Source organism: Mycobacterium sp. GA-1199 (assembly GCF_001500045.1).
Taxonomy (GTDB): Bacteria; Actinomycetota; Actinomycetes; order Mycobacteriales; family Mycobacteriaceae; genus Mycobacterium.
On the sequence record NZ_LQIX01000054.1, the window covers coordinates 15,821 to 31,533 of the forward strand.

General features: G+C 68.2%; 16 protein-coding genes. 2 read left to right on the plus strand and 14 right to left on the minus strand.

Translation table 11 applies throughout. The features are described from left to right. Positions 1-45 precede the first annotated feature (45 nt). The 5 genes from carA to pyrR are packed head-to-tail and all read right to left on the minus strand — an operon-like array spanning position 46 to position 4,540. On the minus strand, positions 46-1,176 hold the full coding sequence (gene carA, locus AU198_RS22255) for a glutamine-hydrolyzing carbamoyl-phosphate synthase small subunit (protein WP_156431719.1): 1,131 nt from the start codon (positions 1,174-1,176) through the stop codon (positions 46-48). After that, positions 1,173-1,676, minus strand: coding sequence for a PH-like domain-containing protein (locus tag AU198_RS22260; protein ID WP_064350757.1), 504 nt, complete (start codon positions 1,674-1,676; stop codon positions 1,173-1,175). Before AU198_RS22260 ends, carA begins: the two co-directional genes overlap by 4 nt. Before the next feature lie 31 nt (positions 1,677-1,707). Beyond that, positions 1,708-3,000: a dihydroorotase gene (locus AU198_RS22265; protein ID WP_064350758.1), complete on the minus strand. Its 1,293-nt coding sequence runs from the start codon at positions 2,998-3,000 to the stop codon at positions 1,708-1,710. Then, positions 2,997-3,947 carry an aspartate carbamoyltransferase catalytic subunit gene (locus AU198_RS22270; protein WP_064350759.1) on the minus strand — a complete coding sequence of 317 codons (951 nt, stop codon included), beginning with the start codon at positions 3,945-3,947 and terminating at the stop codon, positions 2,997-2,999. The genes AU198_RS22265 and AU198_RS22270 overlap by 4 nt, the downstream gene beginning before the upstream one ends. After that, positions 3,944-4,540 carry a bifunctional pyr operon transcriptional regulator/uracil phosphoribosyltransferase PyrR gene (pyrR, locus tag AU198_RS22275; protein ID WP_064350760.1) on the minus strand — a complete coding sequence of 199 codons (597 nt, stop codon included), beginning with the start codon at positions 4,538-4,540 and terminating at the stop codon, positions 3,944-3,946. The genes AU198_RS22270 and pyrR overlap by 4 nt, the downstream gene beginning before the upstream one ends. A gap of 144 nt (positions 4,541-4,684) precedes the next feature. Between pyrR and AU198_RS22280 the strand changes: the two genes are divergently transcribed. Together AU198_RS22280 and AU198_RS22285 are read left to right on the plus strand one after the other, a co-directional pair. Continuing rightward, positions 4,685-5,887 (plus strand): serine hydrolase domain-containing protein, encoded by a 1,203-nt coding sequence (locus AU198_RS22280; protein WP_064350761.1) that lies wholly within the window; start codon positions 4,685-4,687, stop codon positions 5,885-5,887. A 17-nt stretch (positions 5,888-5,904) separates the two neighbouring features. Next, positions 5,905-7,125 carry an FAD-dependent monooxygenase gene (locus AU198_RS22285; RefSeq protein WP_064350762.1) on the plus strand — a complete coding sequence of 407 codons (1,221 nt, stop codon included), beginning with the start codon at positions 5,905-5,907 and terminating at the stop codon, positions 7,123-7,125. On the opposite strand, the gene AU198_RS22290 is transcribed toward AU198_RS22285, so the two are convergent. From AU198_RS22290 to efp, 9 genes are all read right to left on the minus strand, one after another. Then, entirely contained in the window at positions 7,101-9,806 is a 2,706-nt protein-coding gene (locus AU198_RS22290; RefSeq protein ID WP_064350763.1) for a fumarate reductase/succinate dehydrogenase flavoprotein subunit, read from the minus strand. The genes AU198_RS22285 and AU198_RS22290 overlap by 25 nt on opposite strands. Next, positions 9,803-10,564: an ABC transporter ATP-binding protein gene (locus AU198_RS22295; protein ID WP_064350764.1), complete on the minus strand. Its 762-nt coding sequence runs from the start codon at positions 10,562-10,564 to the stop codon at positions 9,803-9,805. Before AU198_RS22295 ends, AU198_RS22290 begins: the two co-directional genes overlap by 4 nt. Continuing rightward, positions 10,561-11,412, minus strand: a complete 852-nt coding sequence (locus AU198_RS22300) for an ABC transporter permease (protein ID WP_082691163.1) — start codon at positions 11,410-11,412, stop codon at positions 10,561-10,563. The genes AU198_RS22295 and AU198_RS22300 overlap by 4 nt, the downstream gene beginning before the upstream one ends. Next, on the minus strand, positions 11,409-12,836 hold the full coding sequence (locus AU198_RS22305; RefSeq protein ID WP_064350765.1) for an ABC transporter substrate-binding protein: 1,428 nt from the start codon (positions 12,834-12,836) through the stop codon (positions 11,409-11,411). Before AU198_RS22305 ends, AU198_RS22300 begins: the two co-directional genes overlap by 4 nt. A gap of 10 nt (positions 12,837-12,846) precedes the next feature. After that, a complete protein-coding gene (locus AU198_RS22310) occupies positions 12,847-13,074 on the minus strand; it encodes a 4Fe-4S dicluster domain-containing protein (protein WP_064350766.1) in 228 nt (75 codons plus the stop codon). After that, the gene (locus tag AU198_RS22315) at positions 13,071-13,814 is read right to left on the minus strand and encodes a GntR family transcriptional regulator (RefSeq protein ID WP_064350968.1); all 744 of its coding nucleotides are present in this window, start codon (positions 13,812-13,814) and stop codon (positions 13,071-13,073) included. Before AU198_RS22315 ends, AU198_RS22310 begins: the two co-directional genes overlap by 4 nt. Before the next feature lie 179 nt (positions 13,815-13,993). After that, a complete protein-coding gene (locus AU198_RS22320; RefSeq protein ID WP_064350969.1) occupies positions 13,994-14,542 on the minus strand; it encodes a hypothetical protein in 549 nt (182 codons plus the stop codon). Positions 14,543-14,545: 3 nt separating this feature from the next. Beyond that, positions 14,546-15,025 carry a transcription antitermination factor NusB gene (gene nusB, locus AU198_RS22325; protein WP_064350767.1) on the minus strand — a complete coding sequence of 160 codons (480 nt, stop codon included), beginning with the start codon at positions 15,023-15,025 and terminating at the stop codon, positions 14,546-14,548. Between the two features lie 118 nt (positions 15,026-15,143). Next, positions 15,144-15,707 carry an elongation factor P gene (efp, locus tag AU198_RS22330; RefSeq protein WP_064350768.1) on the minus strand — a complete coding sequence of 188 codons (564 nt, stop codon included), beginning with the start codon at positions 15,705-15,707 and terminating at the stop codon, positions 15,144-15,146. Positions 15,708-15,713 lie beyond the last annotated feature (6 nt).

The window sequence follows — 15,713 nt, forward strand, 5'->3', positions numbered from 1 at the left end:
CGCCGCGCCCATCCGTACAATAGCGGTCGCTCACCGCGGACGACGTCACTTGTTCTCCCCTGCCATCAGGTCGACGAACTGGTCGAACAGATAGTTCGCATCGTGCGGTCCCGCCGCGGCCTCCGGGTGGTACTGCACCGAAAAGGCGAGCCCGCTGACGAGTTTGATGCCCTCGACGACGCCGTCGTTGGCGCATGTGTGGCTGACGATCGCCTCGCCGAACGGGGTGTCGAAGCGCTCCCCCGCCTCGCCCTCGAGGGCGAAACCGTGGTTCTGCGCGGTGATCGCGACAGCACCGGTTTGATGGTCGATCACCGGCACGTTGATCCCGCGGTGGCCGAACACCATCTTGTACGTCGAGCGCCCCAGCGCACGGCCAAGGATCTGGTTGCCGAAGCAGATGCCGAACAGCGGGATACCCGCGCCGAGGACCTCTTTGGTGACGGACACGATGTGGTCGGCGGTGGCGGGGTCGCCGGGGCCGTTGGACAAGAACACGCCGTCGGGTTTCAGGTCGGCGATCTGCTCATAGGTCGCCGACGCGGGCAGCACGTGGCTGCGGATACCGCGCCTCGCGAAATTGCGGGGGGTGTTGGTCTTGATGCCGAGGTCGATGGCGGCGACCGTGAACCGTTGCAGCCCTTCGGGTTCCACGATGTACGTGGTGTCGGTGCTGACCTCTCCGGCCAGGTTGGCGCCGAGCATGCCGGGCTGACTGCGCACCCGCTCGAGCAGTTCGTCGGGGTCGGCCAGCGCCGGCCCGGAGAACAACCCGGACCTCATCGACCCCCGGCTGCGCAGGTGGCGCACCACCGCGCGGGTGTCGATACCCGCGATGCCGACGATGCCCTGACGTTCGAGTTCTTCGTCGAGCGTGCCGGTGGCCCGCCAGTTCGAGGCCCTCGGCGAGGGGTCGCGCACCGCGTAACCGGCCACCCAGATCTTGTCGCCGCGGCTCTCGGCGTCCTCGTGGTTCCATCCGGTGTTGCCGATCTGCGGTGCCGTCGCGACCACGATCTGCCCGTGGTAGCTGGGATCGGTGAGCGTCTCCTGATAACCCGACATACCGGTGGAGAACACCGCCTCCCCGAGCGCCTGCCCGACCGCGCCGAACGTCGTGCCGGTGAAGACGCGGCCGTCCTCGAGCACAAGAACGGCCTTGCCTGTTCCCCTCACGCCGCCTCCTGTTCCACCCAGTGCGAGTACTCGCGGCGGTCGTTGGCGCGGAACCCGGTATCGATCTCGGTGCCCGACGGTAACCGCCACCGGATCGCGAGAATGCCTTCGTGCGTCATCGCCTTGCCCGCGATCCCCCGCTCGGTGCGGATCTCGGTGATCGCCTCGTCGGGGATCCAGATGGGCCGGGCGCCGCTGCGCTGCAACATGATTCCTTCGGGGTAACGGGTCAGGACGGCCTTGGCGCGGAAGCCCAGGTCGCCGACCACGATTCGGTCGTTCCAATGGGGGGCCAGCGTGCTGCCGACGTACAGGCCCTTGGTGGCGGGCACGATCGCGGGCCCGACGGTGTCGGGAAGCGCAGGCAACGTGCCGATCAGTTCGGCCTGGCGCTCTGCGCGACGACGCCATCCGCGGATCATCGCCTGGATCAGCACCGCGATCAGCACGGCCACGACGGCGGCCATGACCAGCGATGCGACGAGCGTACCGGTGTTCATGCGCGATCCGCCTGCGCTACTCGCTCGAAGTTCACGCCGGACACTTCCCGTCCCGCGCAGTCACCTTCCCGCGCAACAACGTCAGCGTGACCGCCGCGGGCAGTTCGAGCGCCTCGTACGGCGTGTTGGCCGAGCGGCTGGCCAGAGCGGAACCTTCGACGGTCCACGTCGCGTTGGGGTCCACCACGGTCAGGTTGGCCGGCTCGCCGATCTCCAGTGGCCTGCCCTGATCGGGTAGCCCGCCGATCTCGGCGGGCCGCTCGCTCATCACGCGCGCGACGTCCCGCCAGGTCAGCAGCCCCGGCCGCACCATCGTCTCCACCACCACCGACAGCGCGGTCTGCAATCCGAGCATGCCCGGACGGGCGACGGAGAACTCGCAGCACTTCTCGTGCTCGGCATGCGGGGCGTGATCAGTGGCCACACAGTCGATGATCCCGTCCGCCAGCGCCTGGCGCAGCGCCCGTGCGTCCGAGGCTTCACGCAGCGGCGGGTTGACGCGGTAACGCCCGTCGTAGGTGGCCAGCCGTTCGTCGTCGAGCAGCAGGTGGTGTGGGGTCACCTCCGCCGTGATCGAGATCCCCTGTGATTTCGCCCATCGCACGATCTCGACGGTTCCGGTGGTGGAGGCGTGGCAGATGTGCACCCGCGCGCCGGCGTCGCGTGCCAGCAGTGCGTCGCGCGCGACGATCGACTCCTCGGCCGCGCGCGGCCACCCGGTCAGCCCCAGCCTCGCGGCGTTGGGACCCTCGTGGGCCACCGCGCCGACCGTGAGTCGCGGCTCCTCGGCGTGTTGGGCGATCAGCACGCCGAGCCCGGTGGCGTATTCGAGCGCGCGGCGCATGATCAGCGGATCGTGCACGCAGATGCCGTCGTCGGAGAACATCCGCACCTGTGCCGCACCGCCGGCCATCATGCCCATCTCGGTGAGCTGGGTACCCGCCAGCCCGACGGTCACCGCGCCCACGGGATGCACGTCGACCAAGCCCACCTGCTGACCTCGCTGCCAGACGTGGTCGGTCACCACCGGGCTGTCGGCCACCGGGTTGGTGTTGGCCATCGCGAACACCGCGGTGTAGCCACCCAGAGCCGCTGCGGCCGAACCGGTTTCGATGTCCTCGGCGTACTCGCGACCCGGCTCTCGCAGGTGGGTGTGCAGGTCGACGAAGCCGGGCAGCAGCACCTGGCCGGTGGCGTCGACGACGTCGGCATCGTCGGGAATCTGAAGTTCCGCACCGATATCGGCGATCTGCCCGTCGGACACCAGGACGTCGACGGGATCGCCCTCGCCGTAGAGCCGGACCCCTCGTATCAGCGTGCTCATGCGCTGATGGCCTCCTTCTCGGCGCCCACCAACAGGTGGAACAGCACCGCCATCCGGATATGCACGCCGTTCGAAACCTGTTGCAGCACAGCTGATTGCGGTGAGTCAGCGACGGAGAACGCGATCTCCATACCCCGGACCATCGGGCCGGGGTGCAACACCACCGCATTGCCCGAAAGCAACGCCTGGCGCTTCTCGGACAAGCCGTAGAGCACCGAGTACTCCCGCGCCGACGGGAAGAACCCGCCGTTCATGCGCTCGGCCTGCACCCGCAGCATCAGCACCGCGTCGGCCAGCGGCAGTTCGGCGTCGAGGTCGTGCGACACCGTGACCGGCCAGTCAGCGACCCCGACCGGCAGCAACGTCGGCGGTGCGACCAGCACCACCTCCGCGCCGAGGGTGTGCAGCAGAAGCACATTCGAGCGGGCGACCCGGCTGTGCAGCACATCGCCGACGATCACCACCCGCTTGCCCTCGATGTCGCCGAGGCGTTGACGCATGGTCAACGCGTCGAGCAGCGCCTGGGTGGGATGCTCGTGGGTACCGTCGCCGGCGTTGATCACCGCAGGACCGTGCCCGTCCTGGGTGGCCGTCCACTCGGCGAGTTGCTGCGGTGCTCCCGAGGCGGGGTGGCGCAGGATCAACGCATCGGCTCCCGCGGCGCGGAGCGTCAAGGCCGTGTCGCGCAGCGACTCGCCCTTGGACACCGACGATCCCGAGGCGCTGACGTTGATCACGTCGGCGCTCATCCACTTGCCCGCGACCTCGAAGGAGACCCGGGTGCGGGTCGAGTTCTCGTAAAACATCGTGATGATCGTGCGGCCACGCAGGGTGGGCAGCTTCTTGACCTCGCGACCGAGGAGGGCCTGGCTGAAATGGTCGGCGTTGTCGAGGATCGCCAGCGCATCGTCGCGCGACAAATCCGCCGCCGAGAGCAGATGCTTCACCTGATCGGACCTCCGTACGGCGCGATGGACACACGGTCGTGGCCATCGTCTTCGACCAACCGGACCTTGACGTTCTCGCTTCGGGAGGTGGGCACGTTCTTGCCCACGTAGTCGGCGCGCAGCGGCAGCTCCCGGTGACCGCGGTCGACCAGCACCGCCAGTTGCACCGCCTTCGGTCTGCCGATGTCGCGCAGTGCATCCAGCGCCGCGCGCACCGAGCGGCCGGTGTAGAGCACGTCGTCGACGAGGATGACCAGGGCCTGGTCGACCCCGCCCTCGGGAATCGAGGTCTCCTCCAGGGCGCGGGGCGGCTTGAAGTCGAGGTCGTCGCGGTACAGCGTGTTGTCCAGCGCGCCGTGCGCGACGACGACGCCGGAGAACTCCTTGATCTTCTCGGCGAGCCGGGTGGCCAACGTCACGCCGCGGGTCGGGATGCCGAGCAAGACGACACGGGGGGCCTTGGCATCGCCGGGGGCACCGTCGAGTGCGGTCTTCTCGATGATCTGGTGGGCGATGCGGGAGATGGTGCGGCCGACGTCCGCTGCGGACATCAGCTCCCGGTCGGTGCCCGACGAGCCTTCATGCGCGCCCAAGCGACTCTGACCTCCTTCTCCGCCTCTCTGGACGGCTCCTTAAAGGACGTCGAAACTGCGGGGAAGCTTAGCACCCGGACAGCGGCGGTCCGGTCGCGCCACGAAGGGGCCTGCCCGCACCGGCGCGTCAGTAGGCTTGCCGCGATGAAACTCGACGGCAACCACGCGTCCATCCGCGAGGCGATCGACGCCGGGCTCCTCGCCGGGGCGGTGACCCTGGTGTGGCACGCCGGTGAAGTACTCCAGGTCAACGAGTTGGGGCACCGCGACGTCGACGCCGGACTACCGATGCAGCGGGACACGATCTTCCGCATCGCCTCGATGACCAAACCGGTGACGGTCGCGGCCGCGATGAGTCTTCTCGAGGAAGGCCGCTTCGCGCTCACCGACCCGATCGCCACGTGGGTCCCCGAACTCGCCGACATGTACGTTCTTGTCGACCCGCAGGGTGACCTCGAGAAGACGACGCCCGCCCGGCGCCTCATCACATTCGACGACCTGATGACGCACCGCAGCGGCCTGGCCTATGCGTTCTCGGTGTTGGGTCCGTTGAGCCGCGCGTACGGCCGAATGTCGTTCCGCCAGGATCAGGACCGCTGGCTCGCCGAGCTTGCCGCCCTACCGCTGGTGCACCAGCCCGGCGACCGGCTCACCTACAGCCATGCCACCGACGTGCTGGGCATCGCGATGTCGCGGATCGAGGGCAAACCGCTGTCCGACATCCTTCGCGAACGGATCTTCGAGCCGCTGCAGATGCCCGACACCGGGTTCTCGGTGGGCACGTCGCGACGACACCGCGCCGCGACGATGTACAAGCTCGACAAGGACAACACCCTGCAGCACGACGTGATGGGGCCCGCGCCGATCACCGATCCGCCGTTCTGCACCGGCGGTGCCGGGTTGTGGTCGACCGTCGACGATTACCTGCGCTTCGCGCAGATGCTGCTGGGCGGCGGCACGCTGGACGGGGTCCGGGTGCTGTCCGAGGAATCCGTGCGACTGATGCGCACTGACCGGCTGACCGATGAGCAGAAGCGCCAGAACTTCCTCGGCGCGCCGTTCTGGGTGGGCCGCGGATTCGGGTTGAACCTGTCGGTGGTGACCGATCCCGTGAAATCCCGTCCGCTGTTCGGACCCGGCGGGCTGGGCACGTTCAGTTGGCCCGGCGCCTACGGCACCTGGTGGCAGGCCGACCCGTCGGCAAACCTGATCCTGATCTACCTGATCCAGAACCTGCCCGACATCAATGTCGACATGGCCGCGATCGCTGGCAACACATCGATAGCCAAACTGCAGAGCGCCCAGCCGAAATTCGTCCGCCGGACCTACCAGGCGCTCGACATCTGACCGTTTAGTCTGGCGGGGTGACCCAGCAGACCGTCCTGATCAGTGGTGCCGGGATCGCCGGGCCGTCGTTGGCGTTCTGGTTGACGCGCAACGGATATCGCGTCATCGTCGTGGAGGTCGCGCCGGGTGTCCGGCCCGGCGGCCAGACGGTCGATCTTCGGGGCGCGGGCGGCGACGTCGTCGAGCGCATGGGCTTGATCGACCAGATGCGGGCCCGCGCGCTCGAGCAACGCGGTGCGGCCTGGGTGCGTTCAGACGGCAGCAGACGTGCCGAGATGGCGGTGACGGCGTTCGGCGGCAACGGTCTGGTGTCGAAGCTGGAAATCCTGCGCGGCGATCTGGTGGACGTGCTGTACCAGGCCACCCGGGACTCGGTCGAATACCGTTTCGGACAGCGGATTTCCGAACTCCACGAAGGCGACGCGGGAATGGAAGCGACGCTGACCGACGGCACCGTGCTGCACGCGGACCTCGTCGTCGGCGCCGACGGTCCGCATTCGGCGGTGCGCCGCCTGGCTTTCGGTCCCGAAGACCAGTTCGTCAAGCCGATCGGCGGATACAACGCGTGGTTCTCCGCACCCGACAGCGTCGGACTCGACGGTTGGTATCTGCTCTACCAGGCTCCCGGCGGCCTCAACGCCTCGATGCGCCCCTCCCACGATCCCGCAATCGCCAAGGCCGGCCTGGCTTTTCGGTCCGAACCCATCCAGTACGACCGGCACGACCTCGACCAACAGCGAAAGATCCTCACCGAGCGGTTCGCAGGCGCCGGGTGGGAATGCGACGCGCTGCTGGCCGCCGCCCACGAAGCCGACGACTTCTACTTCGACTCCTTCGCCCAGATCCACATGCCGTCCTGGTCGACCGGACGCGTCACCCTGGTCGGTGATGCCGGATACTGCGCATCGCCGCTGTCGGGTATGGGCACGAGCCTTGCCCTGGTCGGCGCCTATCTTCTCGCGGGTGAACTGGGGCCGGCGAGTTCGTTCGAGGCCGACGGCCTGCCCGACGCACTGGCGCGATACGAGTCGCGAATGCGCCCATACGTCGACACCTGCCAGAAGTTGAACAACACGATCGACCGGTACGCACCGATGTCGGAGTCCGATATCGCGGTCAACGCGGCGGTGATGAAATGGATGCAGCGCTGGCCGTTTCGGCCGGTGGCCGCACGGCTGTGGTTCACGACGGCCGATTCGATCGAGCTGCCGGATTATCCGGCGATGTCCGTGTCGTAGCCCGCGCGCGCCAAGGCCTGCCGGGCGTAGGCACGTACGTCGGCGTCGCCGTCTTTGAGCGCGATCTCCAATGCGTCCCGCGCCGCCTGTTCGGAGGCCACCCAACGGCTCAGGCTGAGCACCGCGGCCTTGCGGACGTCGAGGTGTTGATCGGTCAGCGCCCCCGACAACGCCGGAACGGCGACGGCCGGTGCGGCGCCCGCAAGGGCGCGCGCCGCGCCTTCGCGTACCTGCCAGGCCGGCGCCGTGAGCGCTTCGCGCACACCCGGCTCGTCATCGCCGCCCCACCCGACCGCGCCGAGCGCTGAGAGCGCCGCCGCACGGACCAGCGGGTCGGTGTCACGCACCAACCGGCGCACGGCGTCGGCGCCCGTGCCGAGCGTCGCCAGTCCGTTGGCCGCCGCGATGCGGACCTCACGGTTGTCGTCACCGGCGGCCGCCGCCACGCCGTCGGCGTCGTCGACCGACACCAGCGCGCGCACGCCCTCGATCCGCACGCGGTGATCGGCGTCGCCGAGGGCCCGACGATACACGTCCTCGGTACCCACACGACGCGCCGACAGGAGGTAGATCGTCACCGCGCGCACCACCGGATCGGACGACTGGACGTGCGCTGCAACAGATTCCGGGGAGCTCAGCACCTCGACCAACTCGCGCACCCCGTCGGCGGCGGTCCGCCGGACGCCGGCATCGGTATCAGCCAATGCGGCGATCAGCGGCGCCTCGTATCCATCGGGCAGATGCTCCACAAGCGTGGCCACCGCGGTGCGCCGCACACCTGCATCGACGTCGGCAAGGAACTCGGCCAGCTCCGGAACCGACGGCAACTCGAGCGCGAGCACCGCGGCGATACGCGGCGACGGCGGCTGGGCAGGCGCGGCGCGCCGGATCCGGGATGCGCCGTCAGTGGGAGCCCGGCCGATAGCGATCGATGGCTGGTGGACATGCGTGACCGGATCATCGGAGGGCAGGTGCTCCAGATCGGGTACCGCCACGAAATACGGTGCCACGGGCCGTTTGACGAACACCATGGACCCGTCGGAATCCTTGCGCAAGTTCAGGTGATACCGCCAACCTTCGTCGTCACGCTGCGGCAGGTCGGCTCGGTCGTGGTAGAGGCCCCACCGAGATTCGGTGCGCGTCAACGACGAACGCGCCGCCATTTCGGCGCAGTCACGAATGAACGAGACCTCGACGGCGCGCATCAGCTCGTGCGGTGTCGTGGCGCCCATTTCGCCGATCTCGTCGCGCATGCGCTCGAAGGTCTCGATGGCGATCGACAGCTTGGTGGCCGTCTTCGGCGGTGCCACATAGTCGTTGACGAAGCGGCGCAGTTTGTACTCGACCTGCGGCTGCGGCGGTCCCTCGGGATGGCGCAGCGGGCGGTAGACGAGGTCGTGCGCCTCGCGCAGCTGACCCTGCGGAAGGACCGCCGGCAGGGCGACGTCGGCGAGCGTGGACGCCGCGTGCTCGCCTGCGAGGTCGCCGTAGACGAAGGCCCCGATCATGTAGTTGTGCGGGACGCACGCCAGATCGCCGGCCGCGTACAGTCCCGGCACCGTGGTCCGCGCATGTTCGTCGACCCATACCCCGGAGGCCGAGTGCCCGCTGCACAAGCCGATTTCGGAGATGTGCATCTCGATGTCGTGGGTGCGGTAATCGTGCCCGCGGTTGGCGTGGAAGGTGCCCCTGGTGGGCCGCTCGGTGGTGTGCAGGATGTTCTCGAGCGCGCCGAGCGTCTCGTCGGGCAGGTGCGAGACCTTCAGGTAGATCGGGCCGCGGGCCGATTCGATCTCGCGTTTGACCTCGGCCATCATCTGCCCCGACCAGTAGTCGGAGTCGACGAACCGCTCCCCGAGCGCGTTGACCTGGTAGCCGCCGAACGGGTTGGCCACATAGGCGCACGCCGGTCCGTTGTAGTCCTTGATCAGCGGATTGACTTGGAAGCACTCGATTCCGGACAGCTCGGCGCCGGCGTGGTACGCCATCGAGTAACCGTCGCCGGCGTTCGTCGGGTTCTCGTAGGTGCCGTAGAGGTAGCCCGATGCCGGCAGCCCCAGCCGCCCGCACGCACCGGTGGCCAGAATCACCGCTTTCGCCCCGACGGCGACGAATTCGCCTGTGCGCGAGTTGAGCGCGGCCGCGCCGACGGCGCGTCCGGTGTCGTCGGTGAGCACCCGCACCGGCATCAACCGGTTCTCGATGCGGATCTTCTCGCGCATCGACCGCTGTCGCAGCACCCGGTACAGCGCCTTCTTGACGTCTTTGCCCTCGGGCATGGGCAGGACGTAGGAGCCGGACCGGTGCACCCTGCGCACGGCGTACTCGCCGTGTTCGTCCTTCTCGAACTTCACGCCGTAGCGCTCGAGCCGCTGCACCATCGCGAATCCGCGGGTCGCCGTCTGGTAAATGGTGCGCTGGTTGACGATTCCATCGTTGGCGCGCGTGATCTCGGCGACGTACTCCTCCGGTGTCGCCTTGCCGGGGATCACGGCGTTGTTGACACCGTCCATCCCCATCGCGAGCGCACCGGAGTGCCGCACGTGCGCCTTCTCCAGCAGCAGTACCGCAGCGCCGTGTTCGGCGGCGGTGAGCGCGGCCATGGTGCCCGCGGTTCCGCCACCGATGACCAGCACGTCACAGTCGAGCCGAACGGTGTCGGCGAGTTCAGGAATGTTCATGAGGAATAATGCAGAGCGGCAAGGATTTCGGTGCGTGCTTCGGAACGGACGGCGTCGGTGACCCGCGGTTGGGGCACGTCCACCAGGGCGCGCAGCGGTTGGCCCACCCGGCCCAGCACCGCGACGCGGTCGCCGATGATCAACGCCTCGTCGACGTCGTGGGTGACGAACACGATCGTGGTCGGGTGCGCCTGCCACGTCTGAATCAGCAGGCGCTGCATCGCCGCCCGCGTCTGGGTGTCCAGCGCGGCGAACGGCTCGTCCATCATCACCGCCCGCGGTGCACCCGCCAGCCCACGCGCCAGTTGCACGCGTTGACGCATACCGCCCGAGAGGCTCTTGGGCAGGTAATCGGCGAATCCGGAAAGCCCCACCTCATCGATCCACCGCTCGGCGCGTTCGCGTCGCCCCGACCGCGGGACACCGCGCAGCTGCAACGCCAGTTCGATGTTGGATCGCACTGTGCGCCAGGGCAACAAAGCGCTGTCCTGGAACACCATGCCCCTGTCGCGCGACGTCGTCGCGACCTCGGCGCCGTCGGCGAGCACTCGGCCGGAGTCCGGGCGCAACAGCCCGGTGAGCGCGCGCAGCACCGTCGACTTGCCGCACCCTGATGGTCCGGTGAGTACCAGGATCTCCCCTGGGCGCACGTCGAGGCTCAGGCCGTCGACGACGGGTTCGCCGGTGTAGGACAACCGGACGTCCTCGAGCTGCAGCCGCAAGCCCTGCAGCGTCTCGGGGGCGACGGTGACGGTCATCGAATGTTCTCCTCGGCGCGCGGCAGCCAGCGCGTCGCTCGCCTGCCGATCAGTTCGACTGCGGCGGCCGTCGTGAAGCCCAGCACACCGATCGTGATGATGCCGACGAACACGTCGGAGTAGTTGAGAACCGTGTAGGCCTGCCACGTCCGGTACCCGACACCCAGTCGGCCGGAGATCATCTCGGCCGAGATCACACAGATCCACGCCACGCCCATGCCGACCGAGAGGCCGCCGAACAGACCCGGCAGGATTCCCGGTAGCACGACCCGGCGCAACACATCGGCGCGGCTGCCTCCCAGCGTGCGCACCGAGTCCTCCCAGATGGTCGGCAGCGCGCGGACCGCGTGACGCGTGCTGACCATGATCGGGAAATACGCCGCGAGGAACGTGATGAACACGATCCCCGCCTCGTCGGTGGGAAACAAAAGGATCGCGACCGGCACCATCGCGATGGCCGGGATGGGTCGGGCGAGCTCGGCGAGCGGTCCGAACACGTCGGCGAACACCGTCGATCGGCCGAGCATGATGCCGGTGACGACACCGACGAGTGCGGCAAGCCCGAACCCGGTCAGGATCCGGATCAGCGACTGCCCGAGGTCGAGCCAGTAGTTCTGGGTGCCCAGCCGGCCGGTGAGCGCGGTGGCGACCTCGGTCACCGTCGGGAGGGTGTCGAAGCGCAGCCACGCGCGAACATCGTTGGCCGTCAACACCTGCCAGAGCACCACGGCCGCGACGACGGACCCCACCCGTACCGACCGGCGGCGCCAGACCACCGACTTCCCGTCGCGCACCGGCGCGGCCTCGACACGCACCGGGGATTCGATCACGTCGGCCACGGTCGTCATGCCGCACCTGCCAACGCCTGCTCGTAGTCGACCGCGGCGCTACCGGGATGCGCGGCGATGAACCGCTGCGCACCGCCGGGGGTGGCGAACGGCCGGTAATCTTGGCCGTCCTTCACCCAGATCGCTTTGTCGGCGAACCAGCGGGTGCCGAACTCGGTGTCGGGCACGTAGGCGGCGCGGATGATCGACCCGCGGGCGGTGGCCTCGCGAACCGCCTTGAGCAGACACGCGGGCGTCGCCGCGGGTTGCGTGGCGTCGGCGCCGTCCAACCACAGTTCACCGGCCTGGGCGGGATCGGTCACCGCGGTGTTGCAGACCGGGTCGGTGCCCTTGATCAGCGACGGGTTGGCCGTGGCCGCCACCGCCTCGTCGTAGTCGAGGCCGCGCTCGTCGAATGCGGCGCGCAGCGGAGCGTCCTCGACGAAGCGGGCCACGTCCAGGTCGGCAAAGTCGTCGATCGACTTCAGATATGGCACATCACCTTCGAGCGCTTTGATCAGCGACGGCTTGAGCGTCGTGTCGAACGACGTGCCGCCGGGACCGTTGTAGAGGTACACCACCTCCTGCGGCAACCCGCTGGCCTCGGCGACGATCCGCGCGGCCTCCAACGGTCGGTCGTTGAGGAATTCGGTCGCATCCAGCTGCGCCTGCAGGAACGCATCGAGCACCTCTGGGTGCTCGGCCGCGTAGGCACGCCGCACGACCACCCCGTGCAGGGTCGGGTAGTCCAGCTCTGCGCCGTCGTAGAGCAGCTTGGCCTTGTCCTGGAAGACGAGCAGCCCGGGCCAGGCGACGAACTGCGAGAGTGCCTGTACCTGACCGGATTCCAGGGCCGAAGCGCCGACCTGCGGTTGCTGGTTGAGCACCTCGACCCCGGTGGTGGGGTCCACGCCCGCTCGCGACAGCGCCTGCACCAGCATGCCGTGGCCCGCCGACCCGACGCTGGCCGACACTTTCTGGCCCTCGAGGTCGGTCAGCGTCTGCGCCGGTGAATCCGGTTTGACGACAACCATGTTCAGTGCGCCCCTGGGGTTGTAGCCCGTCACCGAGACGATCTCGGTGCGGGCGCGCTCGTTGGCCTGCGTCTTGGATCCGTTGATCAGCATCGGATAGTCGCCCATGGATCCGATGTCGATCTTCTCGGCGACCATCTGTGCGGTGATCGGCGCTCCGGTGTCGTAGTCCTGCCACGTCACGCGGTACTCGGTGCCGGTGCGCTCGCCGATGTCGCCGAGTCGCCGCTCCAGGTATCCCTGTGCGCGCAGCAGCGTGCCGGCGGTGACGGTGTTGATGGTCTTGGACTGGTATCCGACGACGACGTTGACGACGTCGGAGGAATCGGACGCGGAGTCGAGCGCGCAGCCCGAGGCCGCGACGGTGAGCCCGGCGGCCAACGCGGCCAGGCGGATGAACGGTCTCGCCATGGTGGGGTCCTCAGCGGATCAGGTAGGGCATGTTGACGGTGACGGCGCCGGTGGGACAGCGCGCCGCGCAGGGACCGCAGTACCAGCACTCGTCGACATGCATGAAGGCCTTGCCGTTGTCGGGGTTGATCGCCAGCGAGTCGAGCGGGCAGATGTCGACGCACAGCGTGCAGCCCTGGATGCACAACGACTCGTCGATCGTCACGGGCACATCGGCGCGTTGGTTGATCAGTGTCACGGGTTGCTCCTCATCAGGCTGCCGCGCATGGTGATTCGGTCACCGCGCATGCGGATGTACTCCAGGTCGACGGGCTGGCCGTCGTCGAGACTGGTGAGTCGTTCGAGCATCAACAGGGCCGCGCCGTCGGGCACCTGCAGCGTCGCCGCGGAGTGCGCATCGGCCGAAACCGCCTCCAGCGCCAGTGTCGCCGCGCCCAGCCGGTGACCGCTGACCTGTTCGATGAGCGCGAACACGTCGTTGGTCTCCAACGGGCGCGCCACCACCTCGGCCCCGATGTCGGGGGCCAGGTACGTCAGATCGAGTGACAGCGGAAGGTCGCCGAGATAACGCAGCCGCTCGATGAAGACGACCTGCTCGCCCGGTTGCAGCCGCAGCCTGCGGGCGACCGCGGGAGGCGCGGACAGGCGCTGCACCGCGCGGACCTCGTTGCGAACCTCGCCGTAGTCCTTGAACGTCTCCTTCAACCCCACCAGCGCGTCGAGCCCGTGGTCGTACTTCCGCACCGCCACCTGGGTGCCGACCTTGGGCCCGCGATCGATCAGCCCCTCGTTCTTGAGAACGGTGAGCGCCGCGCGAATCGTGTTGCGGGACACGAAGAACTCGGCCGCCAGATCGTGCTCGGCGGGCAGGCCGCCGTCGAAGGCGCCCGCGTGGATCTGGTGGCGCAACACATCGGCGACCTGCCGGGCGCGATCGGCGCGGGGCCGGCGCAGGGGCGTCGGCTCGGGCTGCGACATGCCGAACACGCTAGGGGCGTGGGCGAGCCGTCGCGCGGTGCCCGACATCGCCTCGAAACGGCGACGTTCAATGCGCCGCCCGCACCGGGCGGCTACCAGGTGAAACTGCGCCGATGGACGCGTATGCGCCACCAGCACTGCGGCAACCGATTAACAATCGCGGTGAACGAAAGTTGGGGTTATTGCATGCTGCGCGAGAGGACCCGGCCGAACTGCAGCAGCCGTTGCATTTGAGCGAGCCCACCGTTGTCGACGGACTTGTAGTAGCGGAACGACTCGCAGTAGATGTCTGACTCGGTGGCCGACTTCTGCCGGACGCGGGTGATCAGTTGGGTGTACATCCGCAACCTCACCTCCGACAGGCGCCGAGTGCCGTCGTCGAGCACCTCGTACTCGGTCGTGAGCACGTGATCGGTGATCGTCGACAGCAGGATCGTGCGCACCGATGCGTTGAGGACGCGACGGTCGCGGTCGGTCGACGACATCTCGTCATCGGCGCGCCACATGATCAACCGGTGCCCGTCGGTGAGGACGACCTCCTGCCACAGGGCTTGGTCCTCCTCGCCCCACGGCTCGTCGATGTAGCCGCGCGACATGATGAACGACTTGATGATCGGCAGGTCCACCACCGGCCGCAGTTGGTCGAGCGCGAGTTCGGGGTCGCGGAGATACACCCTGGCCGCTTCGTCGACGCTCGTGTACGGCGCCCAATCCTGCGGTGTGGGCATCACCTATTTCCCGCTACCCTCACCCCGCACGGCCGCAGCGGCGGCTCGGATCTGCGGCGTCACGAGCATCACCTGACCGAGCACTCCGTTGACGAAACCCGGTGAGTCGTCGGTGGACAACTGCTTGGCGAGTTCGACCGCCTCATCCACTGCCACCGGTTCGGGAACGTCGTCGGCATGCAGCAGCTCCCACACCGCGACCCGCAGGATCGCGCGATCGACCGCGGGCAACCGCTCGAGCGTCCACCCCTGCAGGTGGGCGGCGATCAGATCGTCGATGTGTGCGGCATGCTCCGTCACCCCCCGGGCCACCGTCACGGTGTAGGGATTCAGTGGCGATACGTCGGACTGATTCTCGGCCAACGCATTTCGCGCATCGGCCACCTCCGCTGAGGTGAGTCCGCGCGCTTCGGCTTCGAAGAGCAGGTCGACGGCGCGCTTACGGGCCTGATGCCTTCCCCGATCGCCTTTGCGGTCACTCACCCCGTCGCTCCGCTGCGCTCCGCTCGCCCCTCAGGTCACTCATCCCGTCGCTCCGCTGCGCTCCGCTCGCCCCTCAGGTCACTCACCCCGTCGCTCCGCTGCGCTCCGCTCGCCCAGGTCAGGCATTCACCCGACCCAGATAGCTGCCGTCGCGCGAATCGATCTTGAGCTTGTCGCCGGTGTTGATGAACAGCGGCACCTGGATCTCGGCACCGGTCTCGACGGTCGCGGGTTTGGTGCCCGCGCTGGAGCGGTCGCCCTGCAGGCCCGGCTCGGTGTGGGTCACCTCGAGCTCGACGGTCACCGGCAGTTCGAGGTAGAGCGGGTTGCCGTCGTGGAAGGCGATCTGCACCGGCATGCTCTCGAGCAGGAAGCCGGCGGCACGGCCGACCAGCGACTCGGGCAGCGGGTGCTGCTCGTAGTCCTCGGAGTCCATGAACACGAAATCCGTACCGTCGCGGTACAGATAGGTCGCGTCGCGCCGGTCGACCGTCGCGGTCTCGACCTTCACCCCGGCGTTGTAGGTCTTGTCCACCGTCTTGCCGGAGACGACGTTCTTGAGCTTGGTGCGCACGAAGGCCGGCCCCTTGCCCGGCTTGACGTGCTGGAACTCGATGATCTGCCAGAGTTGGCCGTCGATCACCAGGACGAGCCCGTTCTTGAAGTCGGCGGTCGTTGCCACGTTGGT

Coding starts and splice junctions, on each gene's coding strand:
- AU198_RS22260 (WP_064350757.1), bottom strand. CDS start 1,676: ATGAACACCGGTACGCTCGTCGCATCGCTGGTCATGGCCGCCGTCGTG.
- AU198_RS22265 (WP_064350758.1), bottom strand. CDS start 3,000: ATGAGCACGCTGATACGAGGGGTCCGGCTCTACGGCGAGGGCGATCCC.
- AU198_RS22280 (WP_064350761.1), top strand. CDS start 4,685: ATGAAACTCGACGGCAACCACGCGTCCATCCGCGAGGCGATCGACGCC.
- AU198_RS22290 (WP_064350763.1), bottom strand. CDS start 9,806: ATGAACATTCCTGAACTCGCCGACACCGTTCGGCTCGACTGTGACGTG.
- AU198_RS22295 (WP_064350764.1), bottom strand. CDS start 10,564: ATGACCGTCACCGTCGCCCCCGAGACGCTGCAGGGCTTGCGGCTGCAG.
- AU198_RS22300 (WP_082691163.1), bottom strand. CDS start 11,412: ATGACGACCGTGGCCGACGTGATCGAATCCCCGGTGCGTGTCGAGGCC.
- AU198_RS22305 (WP_064350765.1), bottom strand. CDS start 12,836: ATGGCGAGACCGTTCATCCGCCTGGCCGCGTTGGCCGCCGGGCTCACC.
- AU198_RS22315 (WP_064350968.1), bottom strand. CDS start 13,814: ATGTCGCAGCCCGAGCCGACGCCCCTGCGCCGGCCCCGCGCCGATCGC.
- AU198_RS22320 (WP_064350969.1), bottom strand. CDS start 14,542: ATGCCCACACCGCAGGATTGGGCGCCGTACACGAGCGTCGACGAAGCG.